A 22,823-nucleotide genomic window follows, 5' to 3' on the forward strand; every position below is an offset into this window, starting at 1 on the left:
TCAGATTGGGCGCTTCGGCCCGCTCAGATCAACCCCAACAGAGGTTGGTGCCTTCTTCGACCGAGATGCTTTCCACACCTTCGACTGGGCTTCCTGTCACCAGAGCAACGCCGGTATCAAAGAAGTCTTTGCCCGGGGTGTTTTCAGGCAGGGTGCCATCTTTGGCGTATGCCGCAATTGCTTCGATGCCGAGCGACGCCATAAGCAGCGGGTACTGCTGCGAGGTCGCCCCGATCACACCATCGGCCACATCGGCGACACCAGGACAGCCACCGTCAACCGAAACGATCAGAACATCATCCTGACGACCCACCGCGACAAGCGCTTCATATGCGCCAGCGGCAGCTGGTTCGTTGATCGTGTAGACCACGTTGATGTCCGGATCAGCGGCCAGGCAGGTTTCCATGGCGGTGCGGCCGCCCTCTTCGTTGCCCGCAGTCACCTCGTTACAGATGATGCGCTCATCGGTTTCATCGCCCCACATGTTCGGGTCAACGACGTCCACACCAAAGCCGGTCAGGAAGCCTTGGTCGCGCAGAACGCCAACGGTGGGCTGGCTGATGGCGAGATCTAGCATTGCGATCTTGGCGTTGGCAGCATCGTCGCCCATTGCCCCTGCGGCCCACTGACCGATCAGCTCGCCAGCAAGAAAGTTGTCAGTGGCAAAGGTTGCGTCGGCCGCGTTGATCGGGTCGAGCGGGGTGTCGAGCGCGATGACAAGGATACCAGCGTCGCGTGCGTCCTGAACCGGCTCGACGATTGCGGCGGTGTCAGAAGCAGTGATCAGAATGCCCGACGCGCCGTTGGCGATGCAGGCTTCGATGGCCGCGACCTGGCTTTCATGGTCGCCGTCAATCGTACCGGCATAGGAATTCAGCGTGATGCCCAGCTCTTCAGCTTTGGCTGTCGCGCCTTCGCGCATCTTCACGAAGAACGGGTTGGTATCCGTCTTGGTGATCAGACAGGCAGACGTCCCGTGGCCAGCAGCCATCGCTGTGCCAGCCGACGTAATTGCGGCAAGAGCGGTGCCAATCAAAAGCTTGTTCATAGTGTCCTCCCAGACGTGTTTGCGCAGAGCCTCCACTCTGCATTCAACGGATTTGGGTCCGCCATGCGCCATAAGAGTTCAGATTCGAATGAGCGTGTCAATTAGTTAGTTAACTTTCCTTATTAAACGGAATCGGCTATTAACAAGGTTGGAGGAGACCTGTATCCCGTGCCCATGGACGACGGATTTGTGAGAGAGATCAGCACTGGGCTGAGCCAACGCGGCGTGCGCGATCACAACGAACGGCTACTGCTGTCGCTGATCCAGCGTCACGGCGGGCTGCCGGCGAGTGACCTATCCAAACGCGCCGGTTTGTCGCCTCCGACCGTGTCCAGCATTCTCCGCAGGCTGGAAGGCGAAGGCCTTGTTCTGAAGGGCGAACCTGTTCGGGGCAAAGTTGGAAAACCGTCAACACCCATGCGCCTCGCAAAGGACGGTGCCTTCTCATTCGGCCTCAAGATTGGCCGTCGGTCTGCCGAACTTGTCCTTATGGATTTTGTTGGCGAAACCCGTGACGAAAGGCTGTTTAGCTATAACCGCCCACTGCCCGACGATATCTTCAGCTTCGTCCAAGACAGTATCACCGACATCCGCGCCAAGCTGAGCAAAGATCACCTCAGACGTATATGTGGGATCGGTGTGGGCGCCGCATTTGAATTGTGGAACTGGCCAGACGAGGCGGCAACCCGCCGCGCCGAATTCGCGGAATGGCAAAGCGTCGATCTCAGGGTCCAATTGCAGGAACTGACAGGGCTACCTGTCTCGCTTGTCAACGACGCTACGGCGGCCTGCCAGGCAGAACACACTTTTGGCCGCGGCAAAGAGTTCCGCGACTACGCCTACTTCTTCATTGGCGCGTATATCGGCGGTGGAATAGTCTTGGACAACACGGTCTACGAAGGCCGCCAAGGCAATGCAGGCGCTTTGGGGTCACTGCGAAGCATCGGACCCAACGGTGAAAGCATGCAACTGGTCGAGATGGCCTCGATCCGCCAATTGGAACAACGCTTTCACGAAGTTGACTTAGACCCGCGACACCTGTGGTCGGACCCAGAAAGCTGGACGCGCTATTCTCGGTATGTTGATCCATGGCTCCGCCAAACCGCGCAAGAGCTTTCAAAGGCTGCGTTGTCCGTATGTTCCGTGATCGACTTTGAGGCAATCCTGATCGATGGAGCCTTTCCAGAGCCCATCAGGCACGATCTAGTGGACCGTGTTCGACGCTATGTCACGACCCAAGACACCCGAGGTCTGATCGCTCCGCAGATCGAAGCAGGGTCTATTGGCCGCAAGGCCCGCGCCATCGGCGCAGCGACCCGCCCGATGGACATCCAGTTTATGCTTTAGGCTTTGCAAATTCCGATCGTTGGTCAATTTGTGCCCGCTTGGGCGCGAATGATCGCTGAAATCACTACAGCTTCGATGTCTGCTTAGAGCAATTCAAGCATTGGAATTCTCAGTCGCGGCGAACTTCCGATCTCCACCCAAAGCGGACATTGGTAGCCTGGACAAATGGCGAGAAGCGGAAACGGGCATGGCGTCGAAAACCGTTGTAATCCCGGTTGAGGCCAATTCAGCATCATGCGCCATCAAGGCTGGAAGGTGGGGCCAATCGACCTTGGGCTACGGTTCGATGTGCCATTCGACATTGTCTGTATAAAGCTAGACCAGTGCAGGCAGGACCGGATTATTTTGGCAATCCACGGCGCTCGCAGGAATCTGATCCCCCTCGCAGATCTCCGAAATCATACCTTGTTCAATTGTGATCGCTCCGATTACCACTCGGTCAGGCAAAACAAGTTGTGCATTTGCGAGGCAAAGATCTGCTGACACAGTCCTGTCATCTGGCTGGATCAGAGCGGCGGCCGGGAAAAGGGGATCCATGTCATACTCTCGATTTGCGATCTATTATGTGGCCCCGGAGGGGACGCTGGCCGAGTTTGGAGCGTCTTGGCTGGGGTGGGACATCGCGCGTGGCTGCGTCGTCCCACTGATGGATCATCCCGGACTAGCTGCGATTACTGAAGCACCACGGAAATACGGGTTCCATGGCACTTTGAAGCCGCCGTTTCGACTGGCCGACGGTGCGTCCGAAGACGGCTTGCACACCGCTCTGAGCGACATGGCGCGGATGCTGCCTCCTGCGCGCTGCGATGGGCTGGAGTTGCGCGTTCTGGGCGGCTTCCTCGCGCTGACGCCGCGCGGAGACCTACGCCCTCTTCAGCAGGTTGCCGAGACCTGCGTCATCGCTTTGGACAGGTTTCGGGCGCCGTTGACCGACGCCGAACTTGCGCGCCGCCGCAAAGCGAACCTTAGTGACCGACAAGAGGCGTTGTTGCGCGATTGGGGCTATCCCTACGTGATGGACCAATTCCGATTTCACCTGACCTTGTCGGGCAAGATTGCGAAAGCGGATATGCCTGCTTGGACCAAGACGGCGCGCGATGCACTGCCTGACCTGCCTCGGCCATTCGTCATTGATCAGGTTGCTCTGTGTGGAGAACGCTGTGACGGGAGATTTGAAGTTATCCATCGCTACCCCCTGACCGGTTGAAGCTGACCAAGCGTCGAAAGCCTTCGACAGGGACGGCCTCACAGTCCTCCCCAGCCAAGTTCGGTGCACGGGTCATCACGCGCTGGACAAGGTTCATTGATGGCAAAGCCTTGCAAAGGCTTCCCATTACGCTGTCCTTGCCGACACCAGAGGGGCCTAAGGTCGTGGACACAGGCCCCCGTGTTTTTCCACTTACTGCCTTATCGGACTGCGCCACGAAATGCCCGCCGATGCGCGGCCTCAAGCGACCGTAAGGGGGTGGTCCAATCTTGGGGGCTTTTGGATCGGAAACCGGTCGCATCCATGCGTGTGAAATATCCCCGCCTGAAAGGAGGGGTGCCGATCTTAGAACAAACCTCGCCAAGAGCATATCCTGAAAGGACGCCGAAATGACCAAGCGAGCAAACGAGAAGAACGAACGTCTGAAACGCCAGTTCATGGAATATCGCAAGTATGCACGACAGCTTTCCGACAAGACGCTCGACAGAGAACTCGCGGCACTCGAATGGTTCGACGTTTGGAATGGGCGCAAGGATTTTATCAAGTTCCAGCGCGATTGGGCTATGGGCTTCCGCGACCACCTTGAGCGCGCGAAAACTACCAAGGGCCAACCATTGGGCAAGTCCTCGGCGCGCGCCATCATGGCAACGCTGCGCGAGTTCACGTTATGGCTTTCGCAGCAAGATGGCTTCCGAAGCAAAGTTAAGGCGGCGGATGCAGAGTATTTCAACCTGTCTCGCCGTGATGAAGCCGAAGCCCGCGCCGCACCAGCCCGCCCAGCGCCCAGCGTGAAACAGGCCAAGCGCGCCTTGGAATCGATGCCCGCCAACACACCGCGCGAGATGCGCGACAAGGCGCTATTTGCATTGTTGTGCCTGACGGGCATCCGCGTCTCGGCGCTGATCAGCTTGCGAATTAAGCATGTCGATCTGGCGGATAAGTCCGTGACGCAGCCCCCCCCCGCGAGGTGGCGACGAAGTTCGGGAAATCCATGCACACCTTCTTTGCAAAAAAGTTCCCAAAGGCCGAAGCGGCGCTACGTGCATGGAGCACCCACCTCGAAGACGTTGTTTTTTGGACCGGCCGATCCTTTGTTCCCGACAACCGCGTTGACAGCCAGCGCTGCGCATGAATTCGAAGCCGACGGCTTCGAACGTCGAGCTTGGAAAAGTACTGAACCCGCCCGAAAGATCGTCAATGCGGCGTTCACTGCCGTTAGCCTGCCAACCTTTGGCCCCCACGCCGTCCGCCACATGCTGGCCCGCGACGCGGCGAAGAATTGCAAGTCTATTGCTGAGATCGTCGCTACCTCACAAAACCTTGGACACACAGACGTCCTGACGACATTGCGCAACTACGGTCAACTCGACCGCGACCGAATGCGCCAACTGATCACGGGCGAGTCAGAGGCAGGCGTGCTGGAAGACTGAAGAACGCGATGTCAAAGCACAACCAAGCGTGGGAACAAGTCTGGGAACGGCCACAAAATATGGAACTAAATTCTTACATTTCAGATATTTGCACGAATTTCATGGCGGAGGCTCAGGGATTCGAACCCTGGGAGGACTTTCACCCTCGCCGGTTTTCAAGACCGGTGCATTCGACCACTCTGCCAAACCTCCGGCCTGATGTGGTGGGCGGGGTGTAGCGATCTGGTTTGATTCTGAAAAGGCCACAAACAACAGGTTTTTGACCGCGGACGTCTTGGAGACTTTGCAAATCACCTGCTTGTCGCTAGTCTGTGCGCAACGGGATCACCCGATATCAGCAGTGACCCCCCGAAAAGAGGGGGCCATGGACGCGAAAAAGCGTTCGCAAAATTGAGGCTTTGAGATGACCACAACAGGTTTCATCCGTCTGTGCGCGATCAGCGCATTTGCCCTGACAGCCGCCTGTCAGGACATGAGCGGTTTTTCGATGAACACACCCGCAGCAGAAGACGAAGGTGGGGCCGAGGTGACACGTTCAAACTCGACACGGCTGATCGAGCGGGATGTCGAGGCACCAGATGTATTTCAGGTGACAAGCTCCGGTCTTTGGGATGGACGGCCATCGCTTGGCGGGGTGTGGGTCGCGCATCCAGATGCCAAAGACCCCGAACGCGTCATCATCCGGAACGAAGAGAATGGAAAATTCGTCATCGGCGCGCTCTTCCGCAAGGAACGCGACACGCCGGGTCCTGCGCTTCAAGTGTCGTCGGATGCGGCTGCCGCCTTGGGCATTTTGGCAGGCAGTCCAACAGGCCTGAACGTCACGGCGTTGCGCAAGGAATCCGTTCCCGAGCAAAACGATAGCATCGGAGCCTTGCCTGTTGCGGCTGAGGTGTCCTCTTCAAATCTCGATGATCCTATAGCCAATCAGGCTGCTGCAGCCATTGAAGCAGCGGCGCCAAATCCACAACCGATCCCCGGCACGGATACGGCAGACACAGCTGTAATCACCAAGGCCGCGGCGCAGACTCCGGCCCAGACCGCCGCTCCTGCCACGACCGCCAAGTCACCCCTGTCGAAGCCTTACGTTCAGATCGGCTTCTTTTCGGTCGAGGCCAATGCGCGGCGAACCGCCGACAATTTGCGCAGTTCCGGCGTGGTTCCGTCGGTTGTACCCGGTGAAAGCAACGGAAAAGCCTTCTGGCGGGTCATTGTGGGTCCATCCAACACATCTGCCGAACGCGCAGAGGTCTTGAAAACCGTCAAGTCTAAGGGCTTTAGTGACGCATATTTCGTGACCAACTAAGGCGGGCCCCTCACCCCGCCGAAACGGCACCAAAGGGGAGAGCAGAATGGTCCTTCGCATCCTTGCGACGCTTTTGATCTGCGCGGCATCTGTCGCGCAGGCACAAACCTTCGATACCCGCGCGACCTCGGCCTACGTCGTCGATCAAGGTACTGGCACCGTGCTGCTGGCCAAGCGCGCAGATGAGCCGCTGCCGCCAGCCTCCATGTCCAAGCTCATGACGCTGTTCATGACCTTCGAGGCAATTCGGGACGGACGCTTGTCGATTGATGACCGCTTGCCGGTGTCCGAACACGCCATGTCTTTTGGTGGCTCGACCATGTTCCTCGACACAACCGACCGCGTGCGCGTCGAAGACCTGATCCGCGGCGTCATCGTGCTGTCCGGCAACGACGCCTGTGTTGTGCTTGCAGAAGCGCTAAGCCCTGACGGCACCGAGGCAGGCTTCGCGCGGATGATGACGGAACGCGCACGGCAATTGGGCATGACGAATTCGACCTTCGCGAATTCCAGCGGGTGGCCCGCTGCAGGGCATCGCATGTCGATGAAGGATCTCGCCATCCTTGCCGATCGCTTGATTAAGGATTTCCCGACCTACTACCCGCTCTTCCAAGAGCGAGAGTTCGCATTTGACGGGCGCGCGCCGTCGAATACCCGCAACCGCAATCCCCTGTTGGGATTGGGGATCGGGGCGGACGGTCTGAAAACCGGCCACACGCAAGAGGCGGGATATGGTCTTGTCGGATCGGCGCGCCAAGGGGATCGGCGCGTGATCTTCGTCATTTCTGGGCTGCAATCCACGCAGGGCCGCGCCGAAGAGGCTGAGCGGATCGTCACATGGGCCTTTCGCCAATTTGCGGAGCAAGAAGTAACGCGCGCAGGAACCCGATTGGCCAGCGCAGATATCTGGATGGGCGCGGCCCCGAGTGTCGGCTTGACGGTCTCTGAAGACCTGACGGTTTTGATGCCTGTTCTGGGTGAAGACGTCCTGAGCGCCGACGTCGTCTATCAGGGCCCTGTCGAAGCCCCTGTGACAGCAGGTCAGCAACTGGCGGAGTTGGTCATCGAACGCAAAGGCCTGCCAGAAACGCGCGTGCCGTTGGTGGCGATGTCTGACGTGGAACGTGGTGGGTTCGGCCCGCGCATCCGCACCGCTGTCGAGGTTTTGCGCAACCGCTTTGTCGGAAGCGTCGACGCGGGCGCGAACCCATCTTGAGCAGTCCTTCAAATACGCAACGCGGGCAATTCATCACCTTTGAAGGGATAGACGGGTCTGGAAAATCAACTCAGGTCCGCAGCCTGGAGGCTCGCCTGAGTGCAAGTGGACGCACCGTACTGCGCACCCGCGAGCCGGGCGGCTCACCGGGTGCCGAAGACATCCGCAGGCTTCTGGTGGAAGGAGACCCCGAAAAATGGAGCCCGGAAACAGAGTTGCTCCTGTTCACTGCTGCGCGCCGCGATCACCTCGAAAAGACGATTGAACCGGCTTTGACGAAAGGCGAGGTCGTGATCTCGGATAGGTTTGCGGACTCGACCCGCATCTATCAGGGCGCAACGCGGGGTGATCTCCGCCCTATGGTTGATGAGCTGCATCGCCTCATGATCGGGCGCGAGCCGGATCTGACCATAATCATCGACATGGACCCTCAGGCAGCTTTGACACGCGGCTTGGCACGTGGATCAGGCGAAGACAGGTTCGAGGATTTTGGTCTGCCTTTTCAAAAGGCACTGCGCGACGGGTTTCTCAAGCTGGCGCAAGAATTTCCTGAGCGTTGTGTTATCATTGATGGCAATCATCCGGTCGAGACGGTTGAAGAAGCTGTCTGGCGCGCGGTAAGCCCGCGCCTATGAGCGATCTGCCCGAACCAGACAAACTGCCTGATGCCCCCCATCCCCGCGACACGCTTGATCTCTTTGGTCACGACGCCGCGCAAGCCAACTTTTTGGATGCGTTCATCACGGGGCGCCTCCACCACGCGTGGATGATCACAGGCCCCAAAGGGATCGGCAAAGCCACTCTGGCTTGGCGGATCGCGCGTTTTCTGCGTGCCAATCCAGAGGCCGAAAATGATGGGCTGTTCGGCGCGCCCCCTGCCCCGACGAACTTAGTTGTCGATCCAGACCACCCAACGGCGCGCCGAATGGCGGCAGGCTCAGAGGCGGGTCTTTATGTCTTGCGGCGCAGCCCAAACGAAAAGGGGGACCGCCTCAGTGGCGAGATCCGTGTCTCGGATGTCCGCAAGCTCAAGGCCTTTTTCTCGCTTTCGGTCGCAGATGGCGGGCGGCGTGTGGTGATCGTAGACGCCGCCGACGAGATGAACACTAACGCGGCCAATGCGCTGTTGAAAGTGCTCGAAGAACCCCCTGCTAACACGACCTTGCTGTTGATCGCGCATCAGCCATCGGCGCTTTTGCCGACGATCAGGTCACGATGCCGCGTGCTGCGCTGCGACCCGCTGGGACCGGACGATATGACCGCGGCCCTCAGACAGGCGGGAATTGCGACTGAACAGCCTCAGGCGCTCTCCGCGCTGTCGGGCGGGTCCGTCGGGACGGCCATCCGGCTTGAAACTCAGGACGGGGTCGCACTGTATTCGGCTTTGGTCTCCATCCTCGGTCAGGTGCCGAACATCGACCGGCAGTTGGCGCTGAAACTGGCTGATACCGTCACGGCGCGCACCCCCGAACGCATGACCCTGATCCTTGATCTCTTTGATCTCGTTCTGGCGCGTTTGGCTCGCACGGGCGTCATGGGCGTCCCGACGCCATCGGCAACCGAACAAGAGGCCGAAGTCTTTGCGCGTCTGTGTCCGAATGCAGCGACCGCGCGGCATTGGGCGTCAGTCTCACAAAGCCTTGTTGATCGCGCGCGGCGCGGAGCCTCGGTGAACCTTGACCCTCCGTCGCTCATCCTTGATATGCTTTTCCAGATCGAAGCCGAGGCGCGACGGGCTATCTGACGTTCAGAAACCGGTCGTTCGTTCCCTGTCCGAAAGACACCCGCGTCTTGACCGAAAGGCAGGATGCATCCGCAAGTGAGGCCCTCAGGACCACCATGACCACGCCCCCCTCCATCGTTGATAGCCACTGCCATCTGGACTTCCCCGATTTTGGGGGCGAACACGATGCGATCATCGAGCGTGCCCGTGCGGCAGGCGTTACGCGGATGGTCACCATTTGCACCAAGCTGCGCTGCGAACCCGAGGTCCGTGCCATTGCGGACGCCTATGACGGCGTGTTCTACGCCGCTGGCACCCATCCAATGAGTGCTGCGTCAGAGCCGATGGTCACGGTTGATCAATTGCTGGATCTGACCCGCCACCCCAAAATGGTCGGGATCGGTGAAACGGGGCTAGATTACCACTACACCGCCGAAAGCGCCCGCGTGCAGCAGGAAAGCCTGCGCATCCATATTGAGGCCGCGCGCGAAAGCGGCCTGCCTCTAATCATCCATTCGCGCGCCGCTGACGAGGACATGGCACAGATCCTGAGCGAAGAGCACAAATCCGGCGCATTTAGCTGCGTGATGCACTGTTTTTCGTCGTCGCCGGAACTGGCCAAGTCCGCGCTGGACCTTGGCTTTTACTTGTCGATGTCCGGCATCGCGGCATTCCCCAAAAGCCAAGAGCTCCGCGATATCTTCGCGACAGCCCCTGTGGACCGGGTGTTGGTCGAAACCGATGCACCTTACCTTGCGCCGCCGCCCTTCCGGGGCAAGCGCAACGAACCCGCCTATACCGCTCACACCGCCAAGGTCGGCGCAGAGGTGTATGGCATGGACTACGCCGACTTCGCCGCGCAAACGTCCGCGAATTTCGACCGCCTGTTCACCAAGGCCGCAGCCGCCAAAGCGCAGGCTGCATGAGACGTTTTACGATCCTTGGCTGCGGGTCGTCTGGCGGCGTGCCACGCCTCGGTGGCCAATGGGGCGACTGTGACCCGACAGAGCCCAAAAACCGGCGCAAGCGCTGTTCCCTGCTGGTCGAACAGGACGGACCGCATGGCACCACCCGCGTTTTGATTGACACCTCGCCTGACATGCGGCAGCAGCTTCTTGATGCGGACGTGGGTGAACTGCACGGCGTGGTCTACACCCACCAGCATGCTGATCACGTCCATGGCCTCGATGACCTGCGCATGATCGTCTTCAACATGCGCAACCGGCTGGACGTCTGGGCCAACAAACGGACACAAGAGGACCTGATGGCCCGTTTCGGCTATGCCTTCGTGCAGCCTGAGGGTTCACCCTACCCGCCAATCCTGAACATGCACACCATCGACGGCGCGTTTCAGGTGGATGGCCCCGGCGGGCCAATTGATTTCACGCCTTTTGACGTCGAGCACGGCTCGATCCTGTCGCTGGGCTTTAGGATGGGCGACGTGGCCTACCTGCCGGACGTGTCCGCCATCCCCGACGCCGCCTGGCAGGTTCTCCAAGACCTCGACCTCTGGATCATCGACGCACTGCGCCGGACCCCGCATCCCAGCCATTCGCACCTCGCCCAGACGCTGGACTGGATCGCGCAACTGGCCCCCAAGCGGGCGGTTCTGACCAACATGCACAATGATCTGGACTATCGCACCGTCGCGGCAGAGACGCCGGACACCGTGATGCCTGCTTTTGACGGCATGACCTTAACGGCGCACGGCTAGGCCCATGCAGGCCCTGCTCACCGTCATCCTGCCCGTCTTTCTGGTCATCGGCTTCGGCTACCTCGCCGTCGCCGCGAAATGGTTCAGCGACGCGGGCACCGACGCGCTGATGAAGTTCACCCAGACCTTCGCGATCCCCTGCCTGCTGTTTTCCGCCATCGCGCGGCTGGACCTGAGCGGGGTGTTCGAATGGGAGCTGCTGGTCAGTTTCTATTCCGGGGCAACCGTGGGATTTGTCGCGGGACTTCTCGGCGGTCGCTACCTGTTTGGCCGCAGTTGGCAGGATAGCGTCTCCATTGGTTTCTGCTGCCTCTTCTCAAATTCTGTCCTTCTCGGTCTCTCCATCATCGACCGCGCCTATGGCGCCGCCGCGCTTGAGGCCGCCTTTGCCATCGTCGCCGTGCATTCCGTCTATTGCTACGGGTTGGGCATCACGGTGATGGAGGTCGTGAGGTCAGAAACCCGTCGCCCCCTGCCCCTGATCCGCACCGTAACCCGCGCGATGTTCCGCAACGCGCTGATCCTCGGCATCGCGCTCGGCTTCGCCGTCAACCTCTCTGGCCTGCCCCTACCCGCAACGCTGAACGACGCGCTGGAAATGATGACCCGCGCCGCCCTGCCCGCGGCGCTCTTTGGCCTCGGCGGCGTCCTTGTCCGCTACCGCCCCGAAGGCGACCTGAAAACGGTGCTGTTCGTCTGCGCAGTGTCACTCGCCGCCCACCCCACAGTGACCTACGCCGTGGGAAGCCTGCTGAACCTGAACCCCAACGCCCTCCGCGCCGCTGTGCTCACCGGTGCCATGCCGCCTGGCATCAACACGTTCATCTTTGCGAGCATGTATGGGGCGGCAAAGCGGGTAGCGGCTACGGGTGTGCTGATCGCAACTGCGCTAGCGATTGGGACGGTTTGGATTTGGTTGCAGGTATTGGGGTGAAGAAAGCAGCCTCAAAATATTTCCACGCTGACAGAGCTGTTGTGCAACGATTGGAAAGTGACGTCCAATTCGATTCTGAAACTAAGCTCCAGAGGCCATAGGCGACCTCTACCTACTCCTGTACTAATAGGCAGAAGACTGGCCTAACTAACAGATTCTATGGTTAATAGAATTAGAGGTTGCTCGATTGGAGCTTGGCACATTGACATATGATGATCTTCAAACATTCCTTGCTACAAATTGGATTTGGGCCGCCACCGCCGCCGGCACCTTTGGCGTCTTGACCAAACTAGCCGACAAGTTATTAAAAGCTGACCAAAAAGAGACAATAGCACTTTGGTTAATGGGTGCTGATAGCGAAGAAAATTGGGCGCGGTCATTCTGCGCCTTATTCGATAGCGTGTTTGGTCCCAACCATTTGAGCATGAGATGCGTATTAACTTCCTGTGTCGCCTCACTGGTTGCCATGGTTGGTATCTGGATGCTCCTGAGCGAAGCGAAGTTACTGGAAACCCGCGTCAAGGCGGAACTTTCGCTTGGTGAGCTACTAATTTTAGGGATAACAATAAATCTCTTGGCTGATTATCTATCGCTTTTAGAAACGCGCCTCCTGCTAGAAAAGTTAAAGAAGAACTGTTCGTTTTTGTTCCAATGTAGCATTCTATTAATTGACCTTGCATTTACGTCTTCAATTATTTTTGCCACAATTTGGATATACTTTCACTCACCACTTTACGAAGGCGAGACTCAAGAGTTTTCCGAGATTTTGGGCCTATTTTCCATATTCTCTGTGTTCTTTTACTCCACATTCCTAACTAGTGTCTGGACGTGGGGTTACATTACTTCATCCTGGTTAATGCGAGTATTTGTCAAAACGAAGTTAAGTTCACAAATTGAGTTAAAGAATGCAATGAATTGGTTTGCCGTAACCGGTAGCTTTTGTGTGGGCGTGGTCGCATTTGCTGTAGCGACGCCATTTCAAGAAAGCGAGGGCGGCCTTTCTCACATGGACAAGGCTCTTTGTTCAGTCTTCCCCGGTCAAGTCTGCAACAGAATAGCGGAATTGACGGTAGACGAACAAGCACAGCTTAGACTAGTTCTGACGGCTTGTAGAGGAGGTGTAACCGAGAAATGTGTCAGCGACGCTTGGGAAATGGTTGGCACCTCATTTGAGACAGGTCTTGCGCCTTTTGATCTAGCTGGAGAGCAGAAAACCTATCAGTTGCTTCTAGCTTCGTGCGAGGGGGGAGATGTCAGCGGCTGCGAATTTCTAGAGTCTATGGGTTTTGGTGCTAACCCGGATTTAGACCAAACTATTGCATTTCTTGAGCCAATTTGTGATCTTGGACATGCAGAGATGTGCTATTCACTAGGCGTTCTGCACGCGTCCCGAGCCTTTGACGTGGCAAGTTATCAAAGTGCGCTCAAAGCCTATGGCGAAGCGTGTGAACTCGGAGAACCAGCAGCATGCCGAAATGCTGATGAGCTACGAAGCAGGTAGAGTAATTTCACACTGCTACAAACAACACTACGAAACCGAGACGACTTCCAGAACGATTAAGTGGCCAAATGCCGCGCTGACTTCTGAAATCCATTTCTTCTGCGGAAAGCAGATATTTGCCCGAAGAGTGGACTCTTGCAGTGAGTTCAGCTCACAATGCAAAAGCCCCCCCGCGTTTCCGCGAGGGGCCATTTCCACTCAACCAACCACCTATCAGTAATGCACTGACAGCGCGTCGATTGGTGCTTTCTTCGGCGGTGCAAACTTGGTCAGGTCGATGCCCTCAACCGCCGTTTTGTATTCCTCCAGCGTGGGCGTCCGCCCCAAGATAGCCGACAGAACCACAACCGGCGTCGACCCCAGCAGGCTCTCGCCCTTTTTGGTTTCGCTATCGGCCACAACGCGGCCTTGGAAGAGGCGCGTGGAGGTGGCCAGAACGGTGTCGCCTTTGGCGGCCTTTTCCTGGTTGCCCATGCACAGGTTACAGCCCGGACGTTCGAGGTAGAGGATGTTCTCATACTCGGTCCGTGCGGTTGTTTTCGGCGCGTTGTCGTCGAATTCGAACCCAGAGTATTTCTGCAGGACGGCCCAGTCGCCTTCTTCCTTCAACTCTTCGATGATGTTGTAGGTTGGCGCAGTCACGACCAGTGGGGCCTTGAACTCGATGCTGCCATTGGCCTTTTCAAGGTTGCGCAGCATTTGGGCCACGATCTTGATATCGCCTTTGTGCACCATGCAGGAGCCGACAAAGCCCAGATCGACATGCTTTTCAGCGTTGTAGAACGAGATGGGGCGGATCGTGTCGTGGGTATAGCGCTTGGACACGTCGATGTTGTTGACGTCCGGGTCTGCGATCATCGGCTCGATGATGGCGTCCAGGTCGACCACAACCTCGGCAGCGTATTTCGCGTTATCATCTGGGCGCAGCGCAGGCTTTTCACCCGACTTGACCTCGGCGATGCGTTTATCCGCCTTGTCGATCAGGCTTTGCAGCATGCCATTTTCATGCTCCATGCCCTTGTCGATCATGATCTGGATGCGGGCCTTGGCCAGTTCCAGCGACCCGATCAGCGTCTCGTCATCCGAAATACAGACCGAGGCTTTCGCCTTCATCTCGGCTGTCCAATCGGTGAAGGTAAACGCTTGGTCCGCCAGCAGCGTACCGATATGGACCTCGATCACGCGGCCTTGGAACACGTTGTCGCCGTGCTGTTCCAGCATCTGCGCCTGCGTGGCGTGCACCACGTCGCGGAAGTCCATGTGATCGGCCATCTGGCCTTTGAACGTGACCTTCACGCTTTCAGGGATCGGCATCGACGCCTCACCCGTGGCCAGCGCCAGCGCCACGGTGCCCGAGTCCGCACCAAAGGCCACGCCTTTGGACATCCGGGTGTGGCTGTCGCCGCCGATGATCACGTCCCAGTCGCTGACGGTGATGTCGTTCAGCACCTTGTGGATCACGTCGGTCATCGAGTGATAGACGCCTTTGGGGTCACGGCCTGTCACCAGCCCAAAGTCGTTCATGAACTTCATCAGGCGCGGCGTGTTGGCCTGTGCCTTCAGGTCCCAGACCGACGCGGTGTGGCATCCCGACTGATACGCACCATCGACCAGTGGGGACACAACCGTCGCCGCCATGGCTTCAAGCTCTTGCATGGTCATCAGGCCGGTGGTGTCTTGCGACCCCACGATGTTCACACCCACACGGACGTCTGATCCGGCATGCAGCACCTTGCCCGGCGTCGTGCCGCGGGCATTGGCGTTAAAGATCTTCTCAACCGCGGTCAGGCCCTGGCCCTCGTGGCTGATTTCTTTCGATGGAGCAAAGGCGGATTTCAGCGGCACACCCAGCGTTTCACAGGCGAATGTCTGCAGCTTCTTGCCAAAGACGATGGCGTAAGACCCGCCCGCCTTCATGAACTCGACCTTTTGCGGAGTGAACGAACCGGACATATCGACCAGTTCTTCGGATCCATCCGCAGAATAGAGCTTTTTCTCTTTGGTGTTGATCTTCAGAACGGTGCCAGTCTCGACCGAGTATTTCTGTTCGAGGATCGGGTTGCCGTCGTTGTTCAGGATCGCGTTGCCGTCTTCGTCAACTTTCTTGACCCAGTTCTTCAGGTCGACCCCGATCCCGCCGGTCACGCCAACGGTTGTCAGGAAGATCGGCGAAATGCCGTTGGTACCGGCCACAACAGGCGCGATGTTCACGAACGGAACGTAAGGCGAGGCTTGCTTGCCTGTCCAAAGCGCGACGTTGTTCACGCCCGACATCCGCGACGACCCCACACCCATGGTGCCTTTTTCCGCAATGAGCATGACGCGCGCGTTCGGATGCTTGATCTTCAACGCTTCGATTTCCTGCTGCGCCGTTTCCGAGATCATGCATTTGCCGTGCAGCTCACGGTCCGCACGACTGTGCGCCTGATTGCCCGGTGACAGAAGGTCAGTCGAGATATCGCCCTCTGCGGCGATGTAGGTCACGACTTCGATCTCTTCGTCGATCTCTGGCAGCTTGGTAAAGAACTCAGCATCGGCGTAGCTTTGCAGGATTTCCGTCGCGACGGCATTGCCCGCCTCATGCGCGGCCTTCAGACGGTCCGTATCCGCATCATAGAGGAACACTTGAGTCTTCAGGACTTCGGCTGCGTCCTTGGCAATCGCGGCATCATCGCCCAGCGCAAGGTCCAGCAGGACTTCGACCGACGGCCCACCTTTCATGTGCGACAGCAGTTCGAACGCATAAGTGTATGGGATTTCCTCGACCTCAGCCTTGCCCAGGATGATATCCTTCAGGAACGCCGCCTTGACGCCCGCTGCGCTCGTGGTGCCGGGCAGCGTGTTATAGATGAAGAACTTCAAAGAGTCGGTGCGGTGTTCGCTGCCCGTGTCCTTGATGTTTTCGATCACTTCCGCCGTGAGCGCGCCATCATCAATCGGCTTTGGGTTCAGACCTTCGCCTTTGCGCGTTTCGATTTCAGCGAGATAGTCGGTGTACAAGCTCATGGCAGCCTCGATAGATGTGTCCGGAATCAAGCTTTGGCCCCTACTCAGCATCCGCTGTCGCATGGCTTTCCGCTATTTGTATACCGCCGTATACCGAACCTATCTCTGAGGCAAGTTACAAAACCGTCGCACGCATCCCTGGTTAAAGGGCGAGGCGGCATTAGGCGCCTGCGAACTCCCGAATGGCTTTGGCAAGTGTCCCATGCAGCCGATCCGCCATGTGTTCGGCCGTTTGTGCGCCATACATCCCGGAAACAGCCGGCCCTGAGATCGCGATGTATTGCACCATACCGATCATCTGCGACAGCCATGCCATCACATCCGCATCTTCAGCTTCGCCCCCGCCTTGGGCCTGTTTTACGATTGCAGACAAACGGTCCAGATAAGGCTTTAGCGGCCATTTCCTTGCGTCTGGGTTGCTATCGAGCAATGCGCGCACAACCAGGCGCACGTCTCCCGGATCCGCGCGCGTCGACGTCAGGAATGCGTCAAAGTATTGCGTAAGATGCAAGACCGGGTCGTCGTCATAGGACGTTTCTATCTGGGACATCAGCCGGTGCGAAAGGCTGGTCAAAACCGCTGCGTAAAGCGCTTCCTTGGTCCCGAAGAAATGCAGCAAAGCCTGTTTCGTCACGCCGCCAGCGCGCGCCACGGCTGCAAGGCTGGTCCCATGATAGCCATGCGCCGCGAACATGTCGGTCGCGATGGCGATATAGCCGGCACGCGGATCTTTTGGTTGTCCCATGGTTTGTCCTGTTTTCTATGCCGCAGTCCTATCATCGGCTTGACCGCTTACCAACCGGTAAGCTACTTACCGAACGGTAAGCGACGAACTCAAGGAGCCGCATATGGACCGCACAACAGAGCTTTCTCTGATCCGCGAGATCATCGGCCTTTCAGAGCAAAATTCACCTTATCTGGATGACCAGATCGCGCATTCCCCAATCAGCCGTTACGCAAGCCCGGAGCGCTTCGAACGCGAACAAGCGCTCATCTTTCGGCGCAAGCCTGTCGTTGCAGCCCAAAGCTCTGAATTGGAAGGCCCCAACTCATTCCTTGCGCGGTCTTTTCTGGGGTTACCGCTGCTTTTGACACGCGACGCTGAGGGCGCAGTCCACGCATTCCTCAATGTGTGCCGACACAGGGGCGCCAAGCTGGAACATAGCGAAAGCGGCTGCAAACGGGTGTTTACCTGCCCCTACCATGCGTGGAGTTTTTCCAATTCGGGCGACCTTCGCAGCGTCCCTCATGAGGCAACGGGGTTCCCAGACCTGCCGCGCCCCGAACGCGGTCTGCGCCGCCTGCCATGCGCAGAGGCCCAAGGGTTTATCTGGATCATCGCGAACCCCGATGCAGCCGACATGCCTGACATCGACACATGGCTCTGTGGGCTTGAACAGGACTTTCGGTGGATGGACTTAAGCGGCCACCGCATTGCCGAAATCGAAACGGTAGAGATCAAGGCAAATTGGAAAGTGCTGATCGAAGGTGGGCTAGAGGCGTATCACTTCCGCATCGCGCACAAAGATACCATCGCGCCCTACTTTCCCGACAACCTTTTGACATACCGCCAATTCGGCCCACATATCCGCGCCGTACTGCCCCGCAGATCCATGCCCGATCTACGCCAATCCAAACCAGAAAATTGGGATATCCGACGGGACGCAAACCTCCTCTATCTTGTGACACCCAATGTGCAGATGCTCGCCCAACAGGATCACGTCATGCTGTTTCATTTCGAACCGCTTGCGGTCGACCTGACGCGCATTCGCATGGCCACAATGGTGCCTCGCTCCTCGCCCGACACTGCCGAGATGCGACAGCATTGGGCCAAAAATCAAAAGATCACGGTCACGGCTCTGATGGAGGATTTCGTCTTGGGCGAGGACATCCAATCTGGCTTTGCGTCTCGCGGAAACCCAAGCCACCTGTTTGGACGTTTCGAGGGCGCGCTCAATCGTTTCAACCTTACGGTTGAGGAAATGCTGGCGACCTGAAGCCACGCTGTCTCAGAGGTTTCCTAGATTTGTGGTGCGGATGGAGGGACTTGAACCCCCACGCCTCGCGGCGCCAGAACCTAAATCTGGTGCGTCTACCAATTTCGCCACATCCGCATCTGCTGTGCAGGGTGTCCCGTGCAGCAGCGCGGCGGGTGTAGCAAAGCCGCAAACGGGATGCGAGCAGAAAATGCGCCCGATCCGGAACACTAGATTTGTACCGAAAAAACAGGCGACAGGCGCGAATCGCCACGTTATTGTTTCCAAAAGAGCAAAAAACCAAACATTGGGTGCAGTATGGAACATCGGACAGCCGCCGCGCGGCAAGGGTCTATCCTTGTCATGGAACAACCCGTTTCAGGCATTCCCCTGGGAACAGAAATCGCAACAGCAGACGGCATATTGCCGATCGAACATCTCACATTGGGTGATCGCGTCATCACCCGTGAATACGGAATGCAGTCGCTGACATGGGTTGGACACCGCTACGTGACCTGTGACGCCGTCCGGCTTTCAGAAAATGCTCTTGGAAACGGACGTCCGGCTCAACGGATGTTTCTTCCATCAGGCCAAAGGGTGCTGGTGCGTGATTGGCGCGCCAAGACCCTCTATAACACCCGCACGGCTGGCGTCCGGGCGCAACGCCTGGTCGATGGCACGTATGTCCGCGACGTCGGTGCGCGCAACCTCCGGCTTTTCTACTTGGGCTTCGAGCGTAGCTGCACGGTCTATGCGGGCGGGTTTGAAATGCTCAGCCATGTGCCATCCGACATGCCGCGCATTCCAGCACATTTTAGCTTAAAGGCCTAAATCACGCAGCACGCTTGGCAGCGTTTCGGCCAGATCTTCGGCGATCAGGCCGGGACCAAATTTGCGCGCGCAAGCGGTGTGAAGCCAAGCGCCCTGCGCCGCCGCTTCAAACGGATCGAGACCACGGGCGAGCAGTCCTGTGATCATCCCTGACAGCACATCTCCGGCCCCCGCTGTCGCCAGCCATGGTACCGAGGCCTCACGCACAGTCGCATGCACAACACAACGCCCGTCAGGTGTCGCTATGACCGTGTCCGCGCCTTTGAAAAGCACCACGCAACCGGCGCGCGCCGCGGCGGCGCGGGTCGCATCCACCTTGGAATAGGCCGGGCCGCTATCGGCTTCGCCTGCGAGACGACCGGCCAAGTCCGGGAACAACCGAGCGAATTCGCCGCCATGCGGAGTAAGAACACAGCGCTCCGGCAATAGTGGCAAGAGCTCTGACGTCTGGGCAATGGCCGTCAGGACGTCAGCGTCCAGCACCAGTGCAGGACCATGCACTGCGCCTGCCGCGACCGGAATGATTTCCGAAGCACGCGCCACACCCATGCCCGGTCCCATGCACACGGCGTTGATGCGCTTGTCGCCGAGAATATCGGCCATAGCTGTCGCATCATCACATCGCTGGACCATGACAGCAGTCAGATGCGCGGCGCATTCCATCACTGCCGCGCCCGGCGGAGCGACCGTCACAAGCCCCGCACCGCTGCGCAATGCGGCCTGCGCAGAAAGACGCGCCGCCCCGGTTTTGGCCATGCCACCCGTCACAACCAACGCATGACCATGGTCAAACTTGTGGCCTGAACGCTTTGCGAGAAGTTCCTTATCAGGAGCCGCCTGCGACACCCCAACGCCCACAGGGACCGGCGCACCGATATCAACGACATGGACCGCCCCGCAGTGATCCGGGCCGTCGCCCAGCAGATGCCCCAATCGGAGCGTCTGAAACGTGACCGTCAGATCGGCTGGCAAGACCGCGCTCCCCACCACACGACCACTATCAGCGCAGAGCCCCGTTGGCACATCCACAGCCACCCGCCGCACGCCATTCGCCTGCAACTTTCCTTGCACAGAAGGCTCTGCCAGCGCTTCAAATGCACCGGTCACCGGACGGGAAAGACCACCGCCAAAGCCTCCGTCCACCAACAGAGCGCCTGAGCACGCAGCCTCAATCAGTCCAGGTACATCCTCTGACGCATGACACACCGACCCAATCGCGATCCACGCCTCGTAATTGGCCCGCGCGTGCGCAGGCAAACTGTCGGGATCCCCAAGCAGATATACCTGCACGGTCCAACCTAACCCGTGCAAAAGGCGCGCAACGACAAACCCATCGCCGCCATTGTTCCCAGGCCCGCATAGCACGGTGGCCATCCGCCCCGGCGCAACGTCTCGCTCTTCATCTTTCGCAAACAACTCCGGGGAGCGCGAGGGGCTGGCCCCTCGCTTTCTCGTGCAAGCCTTCCACTCATTTGGCGCGAAATCGGGCCAGTGGTCGAAAATGGCGGCCACAACGCCACGTCCGGCGCGCTCCATCAACTCAAGCCCTGTGACCGCGCCAGAATCCATCGCCAGCACTTCAATGGCGCGCATTTGTGCAGCGGTCAAAACTTCGGTCATTTTCTTCGCATCCCGATTCAATTCAGCCCAGAACGCGGGCATTATGCCTAAAATTTAGGCAATCACTGCATCACCATCCCCCCAATGTCTGCACAGGTTCGGTGTCGAATTGAGCACCGGGTAGGAACATGGTCTGTCCGGCTAGAAATAACCGCAAAGTGGGAGAGCGGGACATGAAAAAGATCGAAGCGATCATCAAGCCTTTCAAACTCGATGAAGTCAAAGAAGCGCTTCAGGATGTTGGTGTTCAGGGCCTATCCGTCATCGAAGTGAAGGGTTTTGGTCGTCAAAAGGGCCACACCGAGCTGTATCGCGGTGCCGAATACATCGTCGACTTTCTCCCAAAGGTCAAAATCGAGGTCGTGCTCGCCGACGATCAGGTTGACGGCGCAATCGAAGCCATTGTTGACGCGGCCAAGACCGACAAGATCGGCGACGGCAAGATCTTCGTTTCGACCGTCGAAGCCGCCTTGCGCATCCGGACCGGCGAAACCGGCGAAGACGCGCTGTAAATCATATCTACTCCGAACGCTCCAAAAGGGGACCAAACCACATGAGCAATGACGCAGTTCTCAAGCTGATCGCCGACGAAGGCGCAGAATACGTCGACATCCGTTTCACTGACCCGCGCGGCAAGCTGCAGCACGTGACGGTCATGGCCGACCAGGTTGACGAAGACTTCCTCGAAGAAGGCTTTATGTTCGACGGCTCCTCGATCGCGGGTTGGAAATCCATCGATGAATCCGACATGAAACTAATGCCGGACACGACTTCGGCCTATGTCGATCCTTTCTTTGCGGAAAAGACCATCTGCATCCACTGTACCGTCGTCGAGCCAGACACCGGCGAAAGCTACGAGCGTGACCCACGCGGCACCGCAGAACGCGCAGAAGCCTATCTGAAAGCTTCCGGCATCGGCGATCAGGCCTTCATGGGTCCAGAAGCTGAATTCTTCCTGTTCGACAACGTGCGCTACAGCACCGCCATCAACAAAGTGTCCTACGAAGTCGACGCCATCGACGCTTCGTGGAACACCGACACTGAATACGAAATGGGCAACATGGGCCACCGCCCTGGTGTCAAAGGCGGCTACTTCCCAGTGCCACCAGTGGACGACGGTCAGGACATCCGTTCCGAAATGCTGTCGACCATGAAGCGCATGGGCATGAAAGTCGACAAACACCACCACGAAGTGGCATCGTGCCAGCACGAGCTGGGTCTGATCTTTGACAGCCTGACCAAACAGGCTGACGAATTGCAGAAATACAAGTACGTCATCCACAACGTGGCGGCTGCCTACGGCAAGTCGGCAACCTTCATGCCAAAGCCAATCGCGGGCGACAACGGCACCGGCATGCACGTGAACATGTCGATCTGGAAAGACGGCAAGCCTTTGTTTGCTGGCGACCAATATGCTGACCTGTCGATGGAAGCTCTGTACTTCATCGGTGGTGTCCTGAAGCACGCGAAAGCGCTGAACGCATTCACCAACCCATCGACGAACTCCTACAAGCGTCTGATCCCAGGCTTTGAAGCGCCTGTTCTGCGCGCCTACTCGGCACGTAACCGGTCGGGTTGTGTGCGTATCCCATGGGCAGAATCGCCAAAAGCGAAACGCGTCGAAGCACGCTTCCCAGACCCAGCAGCAAACCCATATCTGTGCTTCGCAGCTCTGCTGATGGCTGGCCTCGACGGGATCAAGAACAAGATCCACCCAGGCGAAGCGTCGGACAAAGACCTGTACGACCTGCCACCAGAAGAACTGGCAGAGATCCCAACGGTCTGTGGTTCGCTGCGTGAAGCTCTGGAAGAGCTACAAGCCGACATGGACTTCCTGACGGAAGGCGACGTGTTCACCAAAGACCAGATCGAGGGCTACATCGAGCTCAAGATGGAAGAGGTCACCGCATACGAGCACACGCCTCACCCGGTCGAGTTCCAGTTGTACTACAGCTGCTAATCAC

Annotated in this window: 19 protein-coding genes and 2 tRNA genes; 15 read left to right on the forward strand and 6 right to left on the reverse strand. The window is 58.1% G+C overall.

The features are described 5' to 3' along the window. Positions 1 to 28 precede the first annotated feature (28 nt). On the reverse strand, positions 29 to 1,048 hold the full coding sequence (locus FE702_RS06075; RefSeq protein ID WP_147125367.1) for a sugar ABC transporter substrate-binding protein: 1,020 nt from the start codon (positions 1,046 to 1,048) through the stop codon (positions 29 to 31). Between the two features lie 174 nt (positions 1,049 to 1,222). Here FE702_RS06075 and FE702_RS06080 point away from each other — a divergent pair, with 174 nt between their 5' ends. The 3 genes from FE702_RS06080 (at position 1,223) to FE702_RS06090 (ending at position 5,032) form a co-directional block, all read left to right on the forward strand. Then, the gene (locus FE702_RS06080; protein WP_147125368.1) at positions 1,223 to 2,395 is read left to right on the forward strand and encodes an ROK family transcriptional regulator; all 1,173 of its coding nucleotides are present in this window, start codon (positions 1,223 to 1,225) and stop codon (positions 2,393 to 2,395) included. A gap of 535 nt (positions 2,396 to 2,930) precedes the next feature. Further along, complete coding sequence (locus FE702_RS06085) at positions 2,931 to 3,602, forward strand: DUF1045 domain-containing protein (RefSeq protein WP_147125369.1); 672 nt, start codon at positions 2,931 to 2,933, stop codon at positions 3,600 to 3,602. 389 nt (positions 3,603 to 3,991) lie between these two features. Beyond that, positions 3,992 to 5,032 carry a tyrosine-type recombinase/integrase gene (locus FE702_RS06090; RefSeq protein WP_147125370.1) on the forward strand — a complete coding sequence of 347 codons (1,041 nt, stop codon included), beginning with the start codon at positions 3,992 to 3,994 and terminating at the stop codon, positions 5,030 to 5,032. A gap of 102 nt (positions 5,033 to 5,134) precedes the next feature. On the opposite strand, the gene FE702_RS06095 is transcribed toward FE702_RS06090, so the two are convergent. Continuing rightward, a tRNA-Ser gene (locus FE702_RS06095) sits at positions 5,135 to 5,224 on the reverse strand. 211 nt (positions 5,225 to 5,435) lie between these two features. Here FE702_RS06095 and FE702_RS06100 point away from each other — a divergent pair. The 8 genes from FE702_RS06100 to FE702_RS06135 all read left to right on the forward strand — a co-directional run bounded on the left by FE702_RS06100 (position 5,436) and on the right by FE702_RS06135 (position 13,426). Beyond that, positions 5,436 to 6,338, forward strand: a complete 903-nt coding sequence (locus FE702_RS06100; RefSeq protein ID WP_147125371.1) for an SPOR domain-containing protein — start codon at positions 5,436 to 5,438, stop codon at positions 6,336 to 6,338. Positions 6,339 to 6,384: 46 nt separating this feature from the next. After that, entirely contained in the window at positions 6,385 to 7,554 is a 1,170-nt protein-coding gene (locus tag FE702_RS06105; protein ID WP_147125372.1) for a D-alanyl-D-alanine carboxypeptidase family protein, read from the forward strand. Next, complete coding sequence (gene tmk, locus FE702_RS06110; RefSeq protein ID WP_147125373.1) at positions 7,551 to 8,189, forward strand: dTMP kinase; 639 nt, start codon at positions 7,551 to 7,553, stop codon at positions 8,187 to 8,189. The genes FE702_RS06105 and tmk overlap by 4 nt, the downstream gene beginning before the upstream one ends. Next, complete coding sequence (locus FE702_RS06115) at positions 8,186 to 9,298, forward strand: DNA polymerase III subunit delta' (protein ID WP_147125374.1); 1,113 nt, start codon at positions 8,186 to 8,188, stop codon at positions 9,296 to 9,298. The genes tmk and FE702_RS06115 overlap by 4 nt, the downstream gene beginning before the upstream one ends. Before the next feature lie 95 nt (positions 9,299 to 9,393). Continuing rightward, the gene (locus FE702_RS06120; RefSeq protein WP_147125375.1) at positions 9,394 to 10,203 is read left to right on the forward strand and encodes a TatD family hydrolase; all 810 of its coding nucleotides are present in this window, start codon (positions 9,394 to 9,396) and stop codon (positions 10,201 to 10,203) included. Next, positions 10,200 to 10,991, forward strand: coding sequence for an MBL fold metallo-hydrolase (locus FE702_RS06125; RefSeq protein ID WP_147125376.1), 792 nt, complete (start codon positions 10,200 to 10,202; stop codon positions 10,989 to 10,991). Before FE702_RS06120 ends, FE702_RS06125 begins: the two co-directional genes overlap by 4 nt. 4 nt (positions 10,992 to 10,995) lie before the next feature. Further along, complete coding sequence (locus tag FE702_RS06130; protein ID WP_147125377.1) at positions 10,996 to 11,925, forward strand: AEC family transporter; 930 nt, start codon at positions 10,996 to 10,998, stop codon at positions 11,923 to 11,925. A gap of 202 nt (positions 11,926 to 12,127) precedes the next feature. Continuing rightward, positions 12,128 to 13,426 carry an SEL1-like repeat protein gene (locus FE702_RS06135; RefSeq protein ID WP_147125378.1) on the forward strand — a complete coding sequence of 433 codons (1,299 nt, stop codon included), beginning with the start codon at positions 12,128 to 12,130 and terminating at the stop codon, positions 13,424 to 13,426. Between the two features lie 213 nt (positions 13,427 to 13,639). Here the strand turns inward: FE702_RS06135 and FE702_RS06140 are convergent, their stop codons facing one another. Both FE702_RS06140 and FE702_RS06145 read right to left on the reverse strand, forming a co-directional pair. Continuing rightward, positions 13,640 to 16,432, reverse strand: coding sequence for a bifunctional aconitate hydratase 2/2-methylisocitrate dehydratase (locus tag FE702_RS06140; RefSeq protein WP_147125379.1), 2,793 nt, complete (start codon positions 16,430 to 16,432; stop codon positions 13,640 to 13,642). A 160-nt stretch (positions 16,433 to 16,592) separates the two neighbouring features. Further along, a complete protein-coding gene (locus FE702_RS06145) occupies positions 16,593 to 17,177 on the reverse strand; it encodes a TetR/AcrR family transcriptional regulator (protein WP_147125380.1) in 585 nt (194 codons plus the stop codon). Positions 17,178 to 17,280: 103 nt separating this feature from the next. Between FE702_RS06145 and FE702_RS06150 the strand changes: the two genes are divergently transcribed. After that, positions 17,281 to 18,429, forward strand: coding sequence for an aromatic ring-hydroxylating oxygenase subunit alpha (locus FE702_RS06150; protein ID WP_147125381.1), 1,149 nt, complete (start codon positions 17,281 to 17,283; stop codon positions 18,427 to 18,429). A 32-nt stretch (positions 18,430 to 18,461) separates the two neighbouring features. Here the strand turns inward: FE702_RS06150 and FE702_RS06155 are convergent. After that, positions 18,462 to 18,546 (reverse strand) — tRNA-Leu (locus tag FE702_RS06155). A gap of 180 nt (positions 18,547 to 18,726) precedes the next feature. Between FE702_RS06155 and FE702_RS06160 the strand changes: the two genes are divergently transcribed. Next, positions 18,727 to 19,239, forward strand: coding sequence for a Hint domain-containing protein (locus FE702_RS06160; RefSeq protein WP_147125382.1), 513 nt, complete (start codon positions 18,727 to 18,729; stop codon positions 19,237 to 19,239). Here the strand turns inward: FE702_RS06160 and FE702_RS06165 are convergent. Beyond that, on the reverse strand, positions 19,228 to 20,859 hold the full coding sequence (locus tag FE702_RS06165; protein WP_147125383.1) for an NAD(P)H-hydrate dehydratase: 1,632 nt from the start codon (positions 20,857 to 20,859) through the stop codon (positions 19,228 to 19,230). The two genes, FE702_RS06160 and FE702_RS06165, sit on opposite strands and share 12 nt — an antisense overlap. Positions 20,860 to 21,032: 173 nt before the next feature. Between FE702_RS06165 and FE702_RS06170 the strand changes: the two genes are divergently transcribed. Both FE702_RS06170 and glnA read left to right on the forward strand, forming a co-directional pair. Then, positions 21,033 to 21,371: a P-II family nitrogen regulator gene (locus tag FE702_RS06170; protein ID WP_147125384.1), complete on the forward strand. Its 339-nt coding sequence runs from the start codon at positions 21,033 to 21,035 to the stop codon at positions 21,369 to 21,371. A 41-nt stretch (positions 21,372 to 21,412) separates the two neighbouring features. Further along, complete coding sequence (glnA, locus tag FE702_RS06175) at positions 21,413 to 22,819, forward strand: type I glutamate--ammonia ligase (protein WP_147125385.1); 1,407 nt, start codon at positions 21,413 to 21,415, stop codon at positions 22,817 to 22,819. Positions 22,820 to 22,823: the final 4 nt, after the last annotated feature.

Source organism: Shimia ponticola (genome assembly GCF_007995215.1).
In the GTDB taxonomy this organism is placed as follows: Bacteria; Pseudomonadota; Alphaproteobacteria; order Rhodobacterales; family Rhodobacteraceae; genus Shimia_B; species Shimia_B ponticola.